Raw genomic sequence first — 16,392 nt, 5'->3', positions numbered from 1 at the left:
CGCGCCTTCCGCGCCCGGCCGCATTCCTCCCACGCCGGGCAGGCGCCACGGCCCGCCCGGCGCGCGTCGCCCGGGTCAAGCGAAGGCGGCTTCCACCCTGCTCCACGCGTCGTCGCCGACACGCTCGAGCAGCTCCAGCGCGCGCAGGTTCTCCTCCAGCTGCGACACCCGGCTGGCGCCCAGGATCACGCTGGATACGCGCGGGTTGCGCAGGCACCAGGCGATGGCCAGCTGCGCAGGCGATTCGCCCAGCTCCGCGGCCACCGCGGTGAAGCGCCGCACCTTGTCCAGCCGCGCATCGGCCGGTTCGCCCAGCACCGCCGACTGCAGCCAGCCCAGCGACGGCTGCGCCAGCCGCGAACCGGCGGCGATGCCGTCGTTGTACTTGCCGGTCAGCAGGCCCGAGGCCAGCGGCGACCAGATGGTGGTGCCGAGCCCGGCGTCGGCGTACAGCGGCGCGTACTCCTGTTCCACCCGGGCGCGGTGCAGCAGGTTGTACTGCGGCTGTTCCATGGTCGGCGCGTGCAGGCCGTTGCCGCGGGCGAACGCCACCGCCTCGGCGATCTGCGCCGCCGACCACTCCGAGGTGCCCCAGTACAGCACCTTGCCCTGGCGGATCAGCACGTCCATCGCCTGCACCGTCTCGGCGATCGGCGCCTCCGGGTCGGGGCGGTGGCAGTAGTACAGGTCCAGGTAGTCCACCCGCAGCCGCTTGAGCGCGGCATGGCAGGCATCGTGCACGTGCTTGCGCGACAGCCCGCGCTGCAGCGGGTTGGGCGCCTCGGCCGCGCCGAAGAACACCTTGCTGGACACGCAGTAGCCGTCGCGCGGCAGGCGCAGGTCGGCGATCACGTCGCCCATCACCTGCTCGGCGCGGCCCTGCGCGTAAACCTCGGCGTTGTCGAAGAAGTTGACCCCGTTGTCCCAGGCCGCGGCGATCAGGTTGCGGGCCTCGCCCCGGGCGATCTGGCTGCCGAAGGTGACCCAGGCCCCGAAGGACAGGGCGGAAAGCTGCAGGCCGGACGACCCGAGGCGGCGGTATTGCATGGCTGGCTCCTGGAACGCGGTGCGCGCCGGCGGCGCGGACAGCCGCCAGTGTAACCCCCGCCACCGTGCCGATAGCGCCCCGGACCTTGCCGATGCCGGCCTGATCGCCGCCGTTGCCCCCGGCAGGCGTCGGGATTGTTGCCCGCCACTGGCCGCTGCTCTAGGCTTGCCGCTTTTGCGGGCTCGCCCGGGGAATACTCATGGTCGAAGGTTTGGGCAGGATCGGCTTCGGCCTGTTCGGTCTGGCGGTGCTGATCGGCATCACCTGGCTGTTTTCCAACAACAAGAAGGCAGTGGACTGGAAGCTGGTCGCCACCGGCATCAGCCTGCAGATCGCCTTCGCCGCGCTGGTGCTGCTGGTACCGGGCGGGCGCGACGTGTTCGACTGGCTGGGCCAGGGCTTCGTCAAGATCCTCAGCTACGTCAACGAAGGCTCCAGCTTCATTTTCGGCAGCCTGATGGACGTGCCCAAGTACGGCTTCATCTTCGCCTTCCAGGTGCTGCCGACCATCATTTTCTTCTCGGCGCTGATGGGCGTGCTCTACCACGTCGGGGTGATGCAGGCGGTGGTCAAGGTCATGGCCTGGGCGATCACCAAGGTGATGCGGGTGTCCGGCGCGGAAACCACCAGCGTCTGCGCCAGCGTGTTCATCGGCCAGACCGAGGCGCCGCTGACCGTGCGCCCCTACATCCCCAAGATGACCCAGTCCGAGCTGATCACGATGATGATCGGCGGCATGGCGCACATCGCCGGTGGCGTGCTGGCGGCCTACGTGGGCATGCTCGGCGGCGGCGACCCGGTGGCGCAGGCGTTCTACGCCAAGCACCTGCTGGCGGCCTCGATCATGGCCGCGCCGGCCACGCTGGTGATCGCCAAGCTGCTGGTGCCCGAGACCGGCACCCCGCTGACCCGCGGCACGGTGAAGATGGAAGTGGAGAAGACCTCGTCCAACATCATCGACGCCGCTGCCGCCGGCGCCGGCGACGGCCTCAAGCTGGCGCTGAACATCGGCGCCATGCTGCTGGCCTTCATCGCCCTGATCGCGCTGCTCAACGCGCCGCTGACCTGGCTGGGCGAAGTGACCGGGCTGGCCCAGGCCATCGGCAAGCCGACCAACCTGGCCACCATCTTCGGCTACGTGCTGGCGCCGATCGCATGGGTGATCGGCACGCCGTGGGCCGATGCCACCACCGTGGGTTCGCTGATCGGCCAGAAGGTGGTGATCAACGAATTCGTGGCCTACCTGCAGCTGTCGGAGATCATCAAGGGCAATGTCGCCGGGGTCACCCTCAGCGACGAAGGCCGCCTGATCGCCACCTACGCGCTGTGCGGCTTCGCCAACTTCAGTTCGATCGCCATCCAGATCGGCGGCATCGGCGGGCTGGCCCCGGACCGTCGCCACGACCTGGCCAAGTTCGGCCTGCGCGCGGTGCTGGGCGGCACCATCGCCACGCTGATGACGGCCACCATCGCCGGCGTGCTCAGCCACTTCGGCTGAGCCCGCGCGCTCCCCCTTCGGCTCCCCCCAAAGCCACCTGAAGAGAAATTGATTCCATGAAGTCTGTTGTTGTTGCCGGTTCCTTCAATGTCGACCACGTCTGGCGCTGCGATGCCCTGCCCGCGCCGGGGGCGACCATTGCCGGGCGCTACAGCACCGGTCCCGGCGGCAAAGGCTTCAACCAGGCGGTGGCCGCGCGCCGCGCCGGTGCCGACATCACCTTCGTCTGCGCGCTGGGCGACGACGCCGGTGGCGCGCTGGCCCGGCAGCTGGCCGCGGCCGACGGCATCGTGCTGGCCGCCGAGGCCAGCGGCGAGCCCACCGGCACCGCCGGCATCTACGTGGACAGCCGCGGCCGCAACTCGATCGTCATCGGCGCCGGCGCCAATGCCTCGCTGAGCACCGGCTTCATGGCCGCCAACGCCGGGCTGATCGGCGCGGCCGGGGTGCTGCTGGCGCAGCTGGAGTCGCCGGTGGAGTCGATCGAGGCGGCGCTGGGCATCGCCCGCGAGGCCGGCGTGCTGACCGTGCTCAACGCCGCCCCGGCCAACGCGCCGTCCAGCATCGGCCTGCTCAAGCTGGCCGACGTGCTGACCCCGAACGAAACCGAGTTCGCCGCCCTGCTCGGCCGCCATGTCGGCGAGCGGGTGGAGGCCGACGACGTGGCGGCGCTGGATGGCGCCAGCCTGCACGCGCTGTGCCGCAAGCTGTCCGGCAACACCGTGGTGGTTACCCTCGGCGCGGTCGGCGTGTTCGTCTCGCACGACGAGGAGCGCCTGCGCGGCGACAGCCAGCCCTACTACCGGGTGGCTGCCGAGCCGGCGCAGGTGGTCGATACCACCGGTGCCGGCGACGCCTTCAACGGCGCCCTGGCGGCCTCGCTGGCGCAGGCCCCGGACGCGGCCTTCATCAAGCACGTGCGCTTCGCCAACCAGTACGCCGCCCGCTCCACCGAGAGCGAAGGCGCCGCCGCGGCGATGCCGCGGATGACCCCGGCCGACGCCGCCTGAGCCCGCGTACCGCCGCTGCGCTGGCCGCCCGCGGCGGCACGGCGGGGGCGGCGCACCGCCACCGGCAAACCGGATGAGCGCTGAAGCCATGCCCGCGCGACGGGCCGGCGCCGGCATCGGCGCCGCGCCGGGCACTACAATGCGCCGCATGCAGATCGGCCCCTACACCATCGCACCCAACGTGGTGCTCGCGCCCATGGCCGGCGTCACCGACAAACCGTTCCGGCAGCTGTGCAAGCGGCTCGGCGCGGGCCTGGCCGCCTCGGAGATGACCATCTCCGACCCGCGCTTCTGGAATACCCGCAAGTCCATCCACCGCATGGACCATGCCGGCGAGCCGGCGCCGATCAGCGTGCAGATCGCCGGCACCGAGCCGCGGCAGCTGGCCGAGGCGGCGCGCTACAACGTCGACCACGGCGCGCAGATCATCGACATCAACATGGGCTGCCCGGCCAAGAAGGTGTGCAATGCCTGGGCCGGCTCGGCGCTGATGCGCGACGAGGCGCTGGTGGCGCGCATCCTGGAGGCGGTGGTGGGTGCGGTGGACGTGCCGGTCACGCTGAAGATCCGCACCGGCTGGTGCGCGCAGGTGCGCAACGCGCCGGCCATCGCCCGCATCGCCCAGGACAGCGGCATCGCCGCGCTGGCGGTGCACGGCCGCACCCGCGACCAGCACTACACCGGCACCGCCGAGTACGACACCATCGCCGCGATCAAGGCCATGCTGGACATCCCGGTGCTGGCCAACGGCGACGTCGATTCCCCGCGCAAGGCCGCGCAGGTGCTGGCCCATACCGGCGCCGACGCGGTGATGGTCGGCCGCGCCGCGCAGGGCCGGCCATGGATCTTCCGCGAGATCGCCCACTACCTGGCCACCGGCGAGGAGTTGCCGCCGCCGTCGCTGGAAGAGGTGCGCGACATCCTGCTCGGCCACCTCGCCGACCTGCATGCGTTCTACGGCGAACCGCAGGGCGTGCGCATCGCCCGCAAGCACCTGGGCTGGTACGCGAAGGACCGGCCCGAACACACCGATGAACAGCGCGCGGCGTTCCGCGCCGTGGTCAACGCCGCCGAGAGCGCCGACGCGCAGCTGCGGCTGACCCGCGACTACTTCGACGGGCTGATCGCCGCGCAGCCGCTGGCCGCGGCCTGACGGGCGATCCCCGTAGATGCGGGGCTTGCCCCGCATGTGGCGTTCCCGGGAGCCTGCGTGCGGGGCAAGCGCCGCACCTACGGCCTCGATCCGCAACGGAGACCCTCGATCCCAGGCCTGTGCCCGGCACGGCCGCCAACCCGCGGGGCCGCGTTCCGGCAGGCCAAGCCGGAAAGGAGCGCGACCACCGGGCACAACAGAAAGGCCCGCCAGCAGAGCCGGCGGGCCTGGATCGGCGCGGGGGGAGGAGCGCGCCGGAAGGCTCAGGCGAAGACCTTGAAGCGGGCCTCGTCCTCCATGTAGCTCTTCTCGCCGATGGCGGCTTCGTGGGAGCCGAACGGCATCTGCGCGCGCAGCTGCCAGTTGCCGGCAATGCCCCATTCGCGGTGCACGGCCTCGTCCACCACCGGGTTGTAATGCTGCAGGCTGGCGCCGATGCCGGCCTCGGCCAGCGCCGTCCACACCGCGAACTGGGCGATGCCGTTGGCGTGCTCGGCCCACACCGGGAAGTTGTCGGCGTACAGCGGGAACTGGTCCTGCAGACCGCGGGTCACGTCCACGTCATTGAAGAACAGCACGGTGCCGGCGCCGGCGGCGAAGCTGTCCAGCTTGCCCTCGGTGGCGGCGAACGCGGCGGCCGGCACGATCGGGCGCAGCGCGTCCTTGACCAGCTCCCAGAACTTCACGCTCTGCGCCCCGTGCAGGATCAGCGCGCGGGTCGGCTGCGAATTGAAGGCCGACGGCGCCTCGCGCACGGCGTGCTTGATCAGGTCGGTGACCTGGTCCTGGCCGATGGGCAGGGTGCGGCCGAGCGCGTACTGGGAACGGCGCTGCTTGTACAGGGCGATGGCTTGGCTGTTCATGGTGACTCCGGAAGGAAGGAAAGCCGGCAAGGCGGCCATTCGTGGAATGGGCGCCAGTGTAATTGCCAACAAATTCAGAACAAACACTATAAAAATCACTATTTGTTCTAAATTTGAAAATAAAGCCCGCTTCCGGAATCTCCCGCCTAGCCGCCTGTCACCTCCGCCGCCGGCATCACGCCCTCATCGTTCCATATACGGCGCCAGACCTGCGCCAGCCGCTGCTCCAGCATCGCGCGCCCACCGGCATCGCGATACACGGGCCGCAGCTGCCGCGGCGGGATCGCCGCCCAGCGCCCGCCCTGCCCGCGGGCCACCGCGAAGCTGAAGTTGTAGTCCGGCTCCAGGCCCATGCGCAGGTCGCTGAGCACCAGTTCGCCATCGCGCACCTGCGCGCGCATGAAACCGCGGTTGAACCACTGCAGCCGCGCCACCGCCGGGATCGACTGCGCCTGGCGCAGCGCCTGCACATTGGACGGGTAACCGCTGAAGCGCATGGGCCCGTGGTCGGCCCACAGCGAGCGGTCGCCGACCACGTAGCCCTGCGGGGTCATCGCCACCACCCGCCACAGCAGCGTGTTGAACGGCATCGGCACCGAGAACCGCGGCGCGCCGGCCAGCCCCATCGCCGCCAGCGCGCGGTCGGCATCGCGCTCGACCAGATGCTTGGCCAGCAGCGACCAGCCCAGGTACCCGCAGCTGAGCACCAGCCCGGCGACCAGCGCGCGCTGCGCCAGCGGCCGCGCCCGCGCGAACCACGCCACCACGCAGGCCAGCGCCAGCCACACGGTATACAGCGGGTCGATGATGAACACGCTCGACCACATCGTCGGGTGCGGCATCAGCGGCCACCACAGCTGCGTGCCGTAGACGGTGAACGCGTCCAGCAGCGGATGGGTGACCAGCGCCAGCACCATCGCCCACCACCAGCGCGCGGGCGCCTGCGCCACCCGGCCGTGGCCGAAGCGCCGGTACAGCCACCAGATCAGCGTGCCCAGCAGCGGCAGCACGAACAGCGAATGGCTGAAACTGCGGTGCACCGTCATCAGGCTCACCGGGTCGCGGGTGAAGGCGATGATCAGCAGCCCGTCGAGATCGGGCAGCGTGCCCAGCGCGGCACCGGCGAGCAGCGCCGCGCGGCGGTGGCCGGCCGGGGCGATGGCGGCGGCGACGGCGCCGCCGAGGACGATCTGGCTGAGGGAATCCATCGCCGCATTATGCCGGGCCCTGCCGTGGATGCAGGGCTTGCCCTGCAGGGCGCATCCGCGGCCGCCCCCGGTGCCGGGCGGACCCGGCAGCTACCCCGGAGGGTGGCGTGGCGGCCGCGCGCGCAGCCGCCACGCCGCCAGCGCAGCGTACAGCAGCGCCAGCAACAGCAGGTTGAGCAGTTCGCCGCCGATCTCGGGCACCCGCGCGCCCATCTGCTGGGTGCGCACGATGGCGTTGATGCCCGCGGTGGTCGGCAACAGCTTGGCCAGCGCCACCAGTGCCGCTGGCGACGCCACCGCCGGCCACGACAGGTTGGACAGGAAGAACAGCGGGATCGAAACCCCGGTGACGTACTGGAACGCGCGCTCGCGGGTACGGAAGAAGCTGCCGACGAACAGACCGAACGCCACCGACGCCAGCGCGAACAGCAGCACCGCCAGCAGCAGGCCGGGCACGTTGCCGCCACGCGGGTAGTCCTGCACCCAGGCGTTGAAGCCGGCGTAGTAGAGCAGCCCGGCCACCGCCACCAGGGTGAAGGCCGCGGCCATGCCCAGCAGCGCCGGTGTCGCCACCTGCAGGCGCTGCCCCGACTGCGCGCGACGGGTACCCAGCAGCACGCCGATGCCCAGCAGCAGGGTCTGGTGCACGATCAGCTCGGCCACGCCCGGCACCACGCTGCTGCCGTAGCCCTCGCGGGTGTTGTACAGCGGCCGCTGCACCAGTTCGAGCGGTGCCGCCAGCGGCGGCCCCATGAAGCCGGCCTGGCGCACCGCCTGGTCGCGGCCGAAGGCGCCGATGCCCTCGGCCAGCCCGCCCAGGATGGCGCTGGCGCGGCCCAGGTAGGCGCCATTGCCCAGCAACACCAGCTGGCCGCTGCCACCGCGCAGGATGTCGCGCTCCAGCCGCGCCGGGATCAGCACGATGCCATCGACCTGGCCGGCTTCCAGCTGCGCGCGCGCCTGCGCCAGGTCGCGCGGCTGGGTCGCCACCCGCACCGCGCGCAGCGCGTCGACATGCCGGACCAGCGCGCGGCTGGTGGCGCTGCGGTCGGCGTCGACCACCGCCAGCGGCAGGTCGCTGGCGACCTGGTGACGGTAGGCCGCCGGGTAGAAGAACGAATACAACAGCACCGCGCCGATCATCACCGTGCGCGCGGCCGAGTCGGCGAACACCGCCTGCAGCGTCGCGCGGAAGCTGGCGGCGACCCGGCTCATGCCGGCACCGGCACCGGCGGCGCGGCGCGGCGCGCGGCCCGGGCCAGCAGCAGCGCACCACCGGCACCGGCCACCCCCGCCATCAGCGCCAGCACCCCCAGCGGACGCAGCGACACCGTCCACGGCGAGCCCATGAACAGCTGCTGCATCTGCAGCTGGACATACGCGGTGAGCGGCAGCAGCGCATTCCACACGCGGGTGAACAGCGGCGCCGCCACCACCGGGAAGGTGGCGCCGGAGAACGCCAGCGCGGTGCCGATGCTCAGCCCGACCAGCGACAGCCCGGTGCACATGTCGCGGGTGAGGGCGATGAACAGCAGCGCGAAGCAGCAGCACGCCAGGTAGAACAGCGGCTGGGCCAGCAACAGCAGCCACACGCTGCCGGCCACGCCGTCGCCACGCACATAGGCCACATACAGCACGCCGAAAGCGCCGTACAGCGAGAACACCGCCACGTAGGGCAGCAGCTTGCCGGCGATGGCGGCCCAGGGCCGCCGCCCCAGCCAGGTGGCCAGCAGGCCGTCGCGGCGCTCGCGGCCGAAGGCGCCGCCGGCCGCCAGTGCCGCCAGCAGCGACAGCACCGCCGGGAAGATCAGCGGCAGCAGGAACAGTTCGTAGCTGCGCGCCGGGTTGTACAGCACCGTGGCCTGCACCGTCACCGGCGCGGCGCGCAGGCGCGCCGGCCCGGCCTGCAGGCCGATCCGTTCCTTCAGCATGCGCGCGTTGTACGCGGCCACCGCGTCGGCGATGTCGCGCGCGGCCGATTGCCCGGTGGCCAGGTAGGTGGCGTTGTAGAACGCGTAGACCGGTGCCGGTTCGCCGCGCAGCGCGCGCCGGCTCATGTCGCGCGGCAGCAGCACGATGGCGAACACCTCCAGCGCGCGCAGCTGCGCCTGTGCCTGTTGCAGTGACGCCGGCTGGGCGACCAGCGCCACCCCGGGGCTGGCATCGATGGCGCGCGCCAGCGCGCGGCTGTCGGCGCTGCCGTCCAGGTCCACCAGCGCCACCGGCAGCTGGCGCAGCACCGCGCCGGAGAACAGCGCCATCATCAGCAGCATGAGCAGCAGCGGCACCAGCGTGACCAGTGCCAGTTCCCAGCGGTCCTCGCGCCAGTGGCGCAGTTCGCGCCGCAGCGACGCGGCGAACGCGGCGCCGCTGCCCGGCGTCAGCCCTGCGGCCATGCGAACAGCACGCTCATGCCCGGGCGGAACCCGTCGACCGGCTGCCGCGGACGCACCCGCACCTCGAAGCTGCGCACGTCGTAGCCGGATGACTGCCGGGTGCTGCGCCAGGTGGCGTAGTCGCCGGCCGGGCTGATGAAGTAGACCTCGAACGCGGCGCTGCGCCCGCCCAGGGCCGGGATCGTGCCGTGCAGCACCGCCCCCGGCCTGAGCCCGTACAGCTGGTCCTCGCGCAGGGTCAGCGCCACCCACATGTGGTCGATGTCGACCAGGGTAAACACCGGGTAGCCGGCCGGCACCAGTTCGCCGATGTCGGCCATGCGCTTGCTCACCTCGCCGGCCAGCGGCGCGTGGCCGCGGGTTTCCTGGCGCGCGGCATCGACTTCGGCCTTGGCGCCTTCGGCCTGCCGTACCTGCGCCAGCGCGGCGGCCTTGTCCTGGCGGCGCGCGCCGGCCAGCGCCTGGTCGTACTGCGCCCGCGCCGCCCGCGCCAGCTCCTCCGCGCTGCGCGCCTGCGCCTGCGCCTCGTCGCGCTTCTGCCGGGTGACCACGCCCTCGTTGAACAGGGTGTCCAGCCGCCGGAACGTGGCCGTGGCCAGTTCGGCACCGGCCCGGGCACGCTGCCAGTTGGCCTCGGCGGCACGGATGTCCTCGCTGCGCGCGCCCTCCTCGGCCTTGTCCGCCATCGCCTGTGCGGCCGCGACCACCGCCGCGGCCTGGCGCTCCTTGGCCGCGACTTCCGGGCTGTCCAGCTCGAACAGCAGCTGCCCGGCCGCGACCCGCTGGCCCTCGCGCACGTGCAGCGCGTGCAGCCGCGCGGTCACCTTGGCGGCGACGTTGACGCTGTCGGCGTCGGCCATGCCCTGCACCTGGTCGGCCGGGGTACGCAGGCCAAGCCACAGCCCCAGCGCCACCAACGCCAGCAACAACACGCCGGCGATGGCAAAAACGCGGCGCCGCCGCGGTCCCGTGTCGTGTCCCGCCGTCTGGCTCATTCCAGCACCTTGTCCGCCCGCCGGCGGTAGTCGTCGAACCGTTGCATCTGCCCGCTCACTTCCAGCAGCTGCGCCAGCGCCACATCGAACTGGTAGGCCGCCTGCGCCCGCTCCACCCGCGCCGCGCCCAGCGCCAGGCGCGCGTCGATCACATCCAGCGAGGTCGCCTGCCCTTCGCGGAAGGACAGCTCCTGCAGGCGCAGGTTCTCCTCGGCCTGGGCGATGCTGCTGTCCAGCAGCCGGAACTGGCTGCGCGCGGTGTCCAGTTCGTTCCAGGCCTTGCCCACGCCCAGCCGCACCTGGTTCTCCGCCTCGCCCAGCCCGGCGCGCGCCTGTTCCAGCTGCGCGCGCGCGGCGCTGACCTGCAGCGGCCGCGCGCTCGGCGACAGGAAGGTGTAGCGCAGGCCGATGCCGAACGCCCAGTCGGCATCGGTGAGCAGGGCGTCGCGGCGGTGCAGGTCGTACTGGCCGAACAGGTAGACCTGTGGCTTGAGTCTGGCCTGCTGCACGCGCACGCCCTGTTCGGCCTGCTGGCCCAGCGCGCGCAGGCGCTGGAGCTGCGGATGGCGCTGCAGCGCGCTGCGCTCGAACGCCTCGCGGGGCTCCAGCGGCGCGTCGATCACGAACAGCGGCGAGGTGGTGCCGACGTTGCCGCCGCTGCGCAGCAGCGTGGCCAGCGCCTGCTGCAGGGTGGCCAGGTCGTTGCGCGCCTTCTGGTACTCACGCTCGGCCTTGTCGCGGGCGACACTGGCCTGCAGGCGCTGGGCGCGGCTGGCGAAGCCTTCGCGTTCGAGCTTGAGCGCGTCGTCCAGGTGCCGCTGCAGGCCATCGCGGACCTCGCGCCGCACCTGCACCGCGCGTTCGGCCAGTTGCTGGCCGAAATAGGCCTGCACCAGCTGCAGCGCCAGCGACTGGCGCTGCGCCTCGCGCTCGGCCTCGGCCTGGGCGGTGGCTGCCTGCGCCGCCTGCTGCGCCGCCGGGATCAGCCCGCCGCTGTACAGCGGCACGCTGGCGGTGACGATCGGGCGGGTGCGCCAGTCGCGCTCGGCGAAACGCAGCGGCGATTCGATGCCGAACGCCTCGGCCACCGGTGCCAGCGAACCCAGTGGCAGCTCCAGCGATTTCTGGAACTGCATGCGGCGTATGTCGCCGGTGATTTCCGGCAGCCGCAGGTAGCGGGTGGCGTCCTGCAGGTCCTGCTTGCCGCGCACCCCGGCGTCGGCCGCGGCCAGCGCGTCGGAGACCTGTTCCAGGCGCGCGCGCGCCTGCTCGAAGCTCAACGCCGGCGGCGCGTCGACGCTGGCGGCAGCGGTGCCGGTGGCGGCCAGCAGAAGCCAGGCCGCGAACAACACCGCCCTTGCCCGGGTCGTCGACTGCGTGTGTGCCACCGCGGATGCTCCTTTCCCCAGCCCGCGGCGAGCATAGCGCCGCCACCGTGAGGACGCAGCATGCAGGCCAGCTCAGGCGGCCCGCGCCTGTGGCGCGCGTGGCGGCAGCCACGCCAGGCTGCGCCCGGCAGGGTCGAGCAGGCGCAGGCTGCCGTCGTGATCCTCGGCCAGGGCGGTGAGGCTTTCGACCCAGTCGCCGTCGTTGGCATAGACCAGGCCATCGCGCTCGACCAGCGCGGCCCGGTGGATGTGGCCGCAGACGATGCCGTCCAGGCCACGGCGGCGCGCGTCGTCCAGCCCGGCCTGCACGAAACGCTCGATGTAGCGCTCGGCCGCGGCGCTGCGCCGCTTGAGGAACTCGGCCAGCGACCAGTAGCGCAGCCCGACCCGCTGGCGCAGCACGTTGAGCAGGCGGTTGCCGGTGAGGATGCGGTAGTAGAGCCAGTCGCCCACGCCGTACTGCAGATGGGTGAGAACCCGACGCCCGCGGCCTTGGGTCGAGGGGGCGATCGCATCGCCGGCATCGGGCGATGCGATGGGGGAAGTCGCCGCGCGCGTCGGCATCGGCAGGTGCCAGCGCGTCGCGCCGTCGTAGTCGTCGCCGTGCACCACCAGCAGGCGGCGGCCATCGGCGGTGACGTGGATGGCACGCCGCCGCACCTGCATCGCCGGCAGCATCAGCCCGCAGGTCCGGCGCAGCGGGGCGTCGTGGTTGCCGGGGATGTAGATGATCGCGGTGCCGGCGCGGCGCAGCCCGTGCAGCGCCTCGACCACCGCGTTGTGCGCCGCGTTCCAGCTGGCGCGCCGCTGCGCCAGCCACCACAGGTCGACGATGTCGCCGACCAGGTACAGGCGTTCGCAGCGCAGCGTGGACAGGAACCGCGCCAGCTCGGCCGCATGGCAATGGCGCGCGCCCAGGTGGGTGTCGGAGATGAACACCGCGCGCCGGTACGGCAGCAGCGGGGTCGGCGCGCTCATGCCGGCACCCCGGCGTCGCGCAGGTAACGCCGGCGCTTGTGCGGGCGGATCGCCTGCAGGTCCACTTCGATCAGGCCGTCGATGGAATCGCTGAAATCCGGGTCCACGCCGAACGCCAGGAAGCGCGCGCCGCCCGGCTCGCACAGGTCGGTGTACTGGCGGTAGAGCGTGGGCACGCTGGTGCCCAGCGCGGCCAGGTTGGCCTTGAGCACCTCGAACGCGGCATCGGCATCCATGTCGCCGAAGCATGGCGGCGCGGCGAAGTACTGGAACGGCCGGGTCGACTCGACCAGGCCGTGGCCGCCGCCGTAGTAGCGCTGGTAGTACGCGACCAGCTGTTCGCGCGCCTCGCGCGGCAACGCCGCGCTGATCGATACCGCGCCGAACAGGTAGCGCACGCCCGGCTGGCTGCGCAGGTAGGCGCCGATGCCCTGCCACAGGTAATCCAGGCTGCGGCTGCCCCAGTAGTCGGGCACCACGAAGCTGCGGCCCAGCTCCATGCCCTCGGCGATGCGCGGGATGGCATCGTCGGCATAGCGGAACAGCGCCGCGGTATAGAGCCCGGCAAGGCCGCTGCGCGCCAGCGCCTGGGCGCCGCGCATGATGCGGTAGGCGCCGGCGATGCGCTGCTGCGCCGCATCCCAGACCACGATGTGCTGGTACAGCAGGTCGAAGTCGTCCAGGTCGCGGCTGCGCCCGGTGCCCTCGCCGACCCGGCGGAAGGTCAGCTCGCGCAACCGCCCCAGTTCCAGCAGCAGCGGCGAGCCGGCGGCGCAGCGTGCCAGCCGGATCTGCTTGCCGTCGCCGGTCTGGCCGAGCAGGTCGGCGGCCTCGATCTCCGCCGCGACCCGCTCGGCGGCGATCGCCGCGGCCAGCGGTTCGGGCCCGTCGACGGCGGCGCCCGCCGGCGCGTCGTCGGCACCGAGCGCGTACAGCGCGCGCCGTACCGCCTGCAGCTGCAGCGCCGGGTCCAGCGCGGGGTCCAGGTGCAGGGCCTGCCCCACCCACAGCCGCAGCGGGCGCCCGCGGCGGGCGAACATCTCGCGCGCCAGCAGCGCGGTGCCGGCCGGCTTGAACAGCGCCGAGGCGCCGTAGAACAACGCCGAGTTGCGCGCCTGCACCCGCACCGGCAGCACCGGCGTGCCGGTGGCGTTGGCGAAGCGCACGAAGCCGCGGTTCCAGCGGCCGTCGCGGATGCCGCGCAGCGACAGCCGCGACACTTCGCCGGCCGGGAACACGATCACGCACTGCTCGGCCGCCAGCGCCTGCTCCACCGCGCGCAGGCTGTCGCGACGCGCGCGGCCGCCCAGGATCCGTACCGGCAGCAGCAGCTCGCGCAGCGGCTCCAGGTCGGCCAGCAGGTCGTTGGCGATGATGCGCACGTCGCGCCGCACCTGGCCCACCGCGTCCAGCAGCGCCAGCGCGTCGAGCGCGCCGGAGGGGTGGTTGGCGACCACCAGCAGCCGCCCGCGGGCGGGGATCCGCGCCAGCGCGCCACGGTCCAGCTGGTAGCGGCTGCCCAGGAAGTCCAGCGCGGCCTGGACAAAGGCGAGGCCGCGGCGCTCGCCGTTGTGGCGCAGGAACGCCTGCACCTGGTCCAGCCGCGACCAGCGCCCCACGCTGCGCAGCAGCGGCCGCGCCAGGCGCCCGCGCGGGCCATGGAACCACTCGGGATAGCGCTGCTGCAGGCGTTGCTCGATCTGGTGCATGGCGGTGGTCCGACGGCCCGGTTGGCCGGCAGCCTGCGCCCGCCAGGCGGCAGCGCGGTTGCGGTTTTGCGGCAGTTCGGTGACGCCCGGCCGCGGGCGGCGGGCTGGGTGAACCGGTTTATTAACCGGATGGCAACAACCGGCCCTGCACTATTCCCGGGGTGCCCCGGCCGTGTATCATGCGCGGCTATCTTTTCATCCGCATACAGGGATACAAGCTCATGTCCAGCTATCTCTTCACTTCCGAGTCGGTCTCCGAAGGCCATCCGGACAAGATCGCCGACCAGATTTCCGATGCGGTGCTGGACGCGATCCTCACCCAAGACAAGCGCGCCCGCGTCGCCTGCGAAACCCTGGTCAAGACCGGTGCGGCGATCGTCGCCGGCGAGGTCACCACCTCGGCCTGGGTCGACATCGAAGAGCTGACCCGCAACGTCATCAACGCGATCGGCTACGACAACTCCAACGTCGGCTTCGACGGCCACACCTGCGCCATCATCAACATGCTGGGCAAGCAGTCGCCGGACATCGCCGCCGGCGTCGACGGCACCGACAAGAAGGCCAAGAAGCCGGAAGAACAGGGCGCGGGCGACCAGGGCCTGATGTTCGGCTATGCCTGCAACGAAGCCCCGGAATTCATGCCGGCGCCGATCTACTACTCGCACCGCCTGGTCGAGCAGCAGGCCAAGGTCCGCAAGAAGAAGAACTCGCCGCTGCCGTGGCTGCGCCCGGACGCCAAGAGCCAGGTCACCCTGCGCTACGGCCAGGATGGCAGGATCGAGGGCCTGGACGCGGTGGTGCTGTCGACCCAGCATGACCCGGGCGTGAAGCAGAAGGACCTGATCGAGGCCGTGCGCGAGCACATCCTCAAGCCGGTCCTGCCGAAGGCGTGGCTGGACGCGCTGCCGAAGAACAAGGTGCACATCAACCCGACCGGCATCTTCGTGATCGGCGGCCCGGTGGGCGACTGCGGCCTGACCGGCCGCAAGATCATCGTCGACACCTACGGCGGCATGGCCCGCCACGGTGGCGGCGCGTTCTCCGGCAAGGATCCGTCCAAGGTCGACCGCTCGGCCGCCTACGCCGCCCGCTACGTGGCCAAGAACGTGGTCGCCGCCGGCCTGGCCGACAAGTGCGAAGTGCAGGTTTCCTACGCCATCGGCGTGGCCGAGCCGACCTCGATCTCGGTCACCACCTTCGGCACCGGCAAGATCGCCGACGCGCAGATCGAGAAGCTGATCCGCGCGCACTTCGACCTGCGCCCGTACGGCATCATCAAGATGCTCGACCTGATCCACCCGATGTACCAGCAGACCGCCGCCTACGGCCACTTCGGCCGCAAGCCGAAGGAATTCTCGTACGTCGACGGCGACGGCAAGACCCAGAACGCCACCGCGTTCTCCTGGGAGAAGACCGACCGCGCCGAAGCGCTGCGCAAGGCCGCCAAGCTCAAGTAAGCCCGGCCCGGCAGGCGTTGACCGGAAAGGCCGCCCGCACGGGCGGCCTTTCTGTTTGCGGGCAGCGGCCGGGGGTGCATCCGGCCACCGCGCCGGGTTAGCCTGCGGTTCCCCCCTTCGCGCCAATGCCCATGTCCGAGCCCACGTCCCACCAGTTGTCGATGACCGTGCTGATGACCCCGGACATGGCCAATTTCTCCGGCAAGGTGCATGGCGGCGCGGTACTGCGCCTGCTCGACCAGGTGGCCTATGCCTGCGCCAGCCGCTACGCCGGCAATTACGTGGTCACCCTGTCGGTGGACCAGGTGATGTTCCGCCAGCCGATCGCGGTGGGCGAGCTGGTCACCTTCCTCGCGTCGGTGAACTACACCGGCACCTCGTCGATGGAAGTGGGCATCAAGGTGGTGGCCGAGGACATCCGCCAGGGCAGCGTGCGCCACGCCAACAGCTGCTTTTTCACCATGGTCGCGGTGGACGACGACGGCAGGCCCACGCCGGTGCCGCCGCTGCAGCCGGCGACCGGCGACGAGAAGCGCCGCTATGCCGCCGCGCAGATCCGCCGCCAGCTGCGCCAGGACATGGAGCAGCGCCACCGCGAGCTGCTCGGCAGCAGCGCCACCACGCCGGCGCCGTAGCACCGCGGCGGCCGCGCCCACGGGCGGGCGCCGCCCACCGGAGCGCGGCGTGGC

General features: G+C 71.8%; 14 protein-coding genes. 5 read left to right on the top strand and 9 right to left on the bottom strand.

The window, feature by feature from the left end:
* Window positions 1-75: 75 nt before the first annotated feature.
* Window positions 76-1,047 carry a potassium channel beta subunit family protein gene (locus AC06E6_RS01130; protein WP_478059987.1) on the bottom strand — a complete coding sequence of 324 codons (972 nt, stop codon included), beginning with the start codon at window positions 1,045-1,047 and terminating at the stop codon, window positions 76-78.
* Window positions 1,048-1,247: 200 nt separating this feature from the next.
* Here AC06E6_RS01130 and AC06E6_RS01125 point away from each other — a divergent pair, with 200 nt between their 5' ends.
* The 3 genes from AC06E6_RS01125 (at window position 1,248) to dusB (ending at window position 4,709) form a co-directional block, all read left to right on the top strand.
* Entirely contained in the window at window positions 1,248-2,546 is a 1,299-nt protein-coding gene (locus AC06E6_RS01125) for a NupC/NupG family nucleoside CNT transporter (RefSeq protein ID WP_104939573.1), read from the top strand.
* Window positions 2,547-2,602: 56 nt separating this feature from the next.
* Window positions 2,603-3,556, top strand: coding sequence for a ribokinase (locus AC06E6_RS01120; protein ID WP_321989309.1), 954 nt, complete (start codon window positions 2,603-2,605; stop codon window positions 3,554-3,556).
* Window positions 3,557-3,704: 148 nt separating this feature from the next.
* Entirely contained in the window at window positions 3,705-4,709 is a 1,005-nt protein-coding gene (gene dusB, locus AC06E6_RS01115; RefSeq protein ID WP_161613850.1) for a tRNA dihydrouridine synthase DusB, read from the top strand.
* Window positions 4,710-4,972: 263 nt separating this feature from the next.
* Here the strand turns inward: dusB and AC06E6_RS01110 are convergent, their stop codons facing one another.
* From AC06E6_RS01110 to olsF, 8 genes are all read right to left on the bottom strand, one after another.
* Window positions 4,973-5,572: a nitroreductase family protein gene (locus AC06E6_RS01110; protein ID WP_104939575.1), complete on the bottom strand. Its 600-nt coding sequence runs from the start codon at window positions 5,570-5,572 to the stop codon at window positions 4,973-4,975.
* 146 nt (window positions 5,573-5,718) lie between these two features.
* Window positions 5,719-6,780 carry a metal-dependent hydrolase gene (locus AC06E6_RS01105; RefSeq protein ID WP_478059984.1) on the bottom strand — a complete coding sequence of 354 codons (1,062 nt, stop codon included), beginning with the start codon at window positions 6,778-6,780 and terminating at the stop codon, window positions 5,719-5,721.
* 90 nt (window positions 6,781-6,870) lie between these two features.
* Window positions 6,871-7,995: an ABC transporter permease gene (locus tag AC06E6_RS01100; RefSeq protein WP_240213236.1), complete on the bottom strand. Its 1,125-nt coding sequence runs from the start codon at window positions 7,993-7,995 to the stop codon at window positions 6,871-6,873.
* Window positions 7,992-9,176 (bottom strand): ABC transporter permease, encoded by a 1,185-nt coding sequence (locus tag AC06E6_RS01095; RefSeq protein ID WP_240213237.1) that lies wholly within the window; start codon window positions 9,174-9,176, stop codon window positions 7,992-7,994. The genes AC06E6_RS01100 and AC06E6_RS01095 overlap by 4 nt, the downstream gene beginning before the upstream one ends.
* Window positions 9,161-10,171: an HlyD family secretion protein gene (locus AC06E6_RS01090; protein ID WP_293765194.1), complete on the bottom strand. Its 1,011-nt coding sequence runs from the start codon at window positions 10,169-10,171 to the stop codon at window positions 9,161-9,163. Before AC06E6_RS01090 ends, AC06E6_RS01095 begins: the two co-directional genes overlap by 16 nt.
* Window positions 10,168-11,502, bottom strand: a complete 1,335-nt coding sequence (locus AC06E6_RS01085) for a TolC family protein (RefSeq protein WP_275692598.1) — start codon at window positions 11,500-11,502, stop codon at window positions 10,168-10,170. Before AC06E6_RS01085 ends, AC06E6_RS01090 begins: the two co-directional genes overlap by 4 nt.
* A 129-nt stretch (window positions 11,503-11,631) precedes the next feature.
* Window positions 11,632-12,537, bottom strand: a complete 906-nt coding sequence (locus AC06E6_RS01080; RefSeq protein ID WP_240213240.1) for a UDP-2,3-diacylglucosamine diphosphatase — start codon at window positions 12,535-12,537, stop codon at window positions 11,632-11,634.
* Window positions 12,534-14,246 carry a bifunctional ornithine lipid synthase OlsF gene (gene olsF, locus AC06E6_RS01075; protein WP_240213241.1) on the bottom strand — a complete coding sequence of 571 codons (1,713 nt, stop codon included), beginning with the start codon at window positions 14,244-14,246 and terminating at the stop codon, window positions 12,534-12,536. The genes AC06E6_RS01080 and olsF overlap by 4 nt, the downstream gene beginning before the upstream one ends.
* 221 nt (window positions 14,247-14,467) lie before the next feature.
* Between olsF and metK the strand changes: the two genes are divergently transcribed.
* A complete protein-coding gene (gene metK, locus AC06E6_RS01070) occupies window positions 14,468-15,703 on the top strand; it encodes a methionine adenosyltransferase (RefSeq protein WP_161613813.1) in 1,236 nt (411 codons plus the stop codon).
* Between the two features lie 131 nt (window positions 15,704-15,834).
* The gene (locus tag AC06E6_RS01065; protein ID WP_104939583.1) at window positions 15,835-16,338 is read left to right on the top strand and encodes an acyl-CoA thioesterase; all 504 of its coding nucleotides are present in this window, start codon (window positions 15,835-15,837) and stop codon (window positions 16,336-16,338) included.
* Window positions 16,339-16,392 lie beyond the last annotated feature (54 nt).

This window comes from Stenotrophomonas sp. Steno-Z10-HUANG (assembly GCF_056393075.1).
Note: the sequence above shows the minus strand (reverse complement) of the source record. Positions and strands in the feature narration are given on the sequence as shown.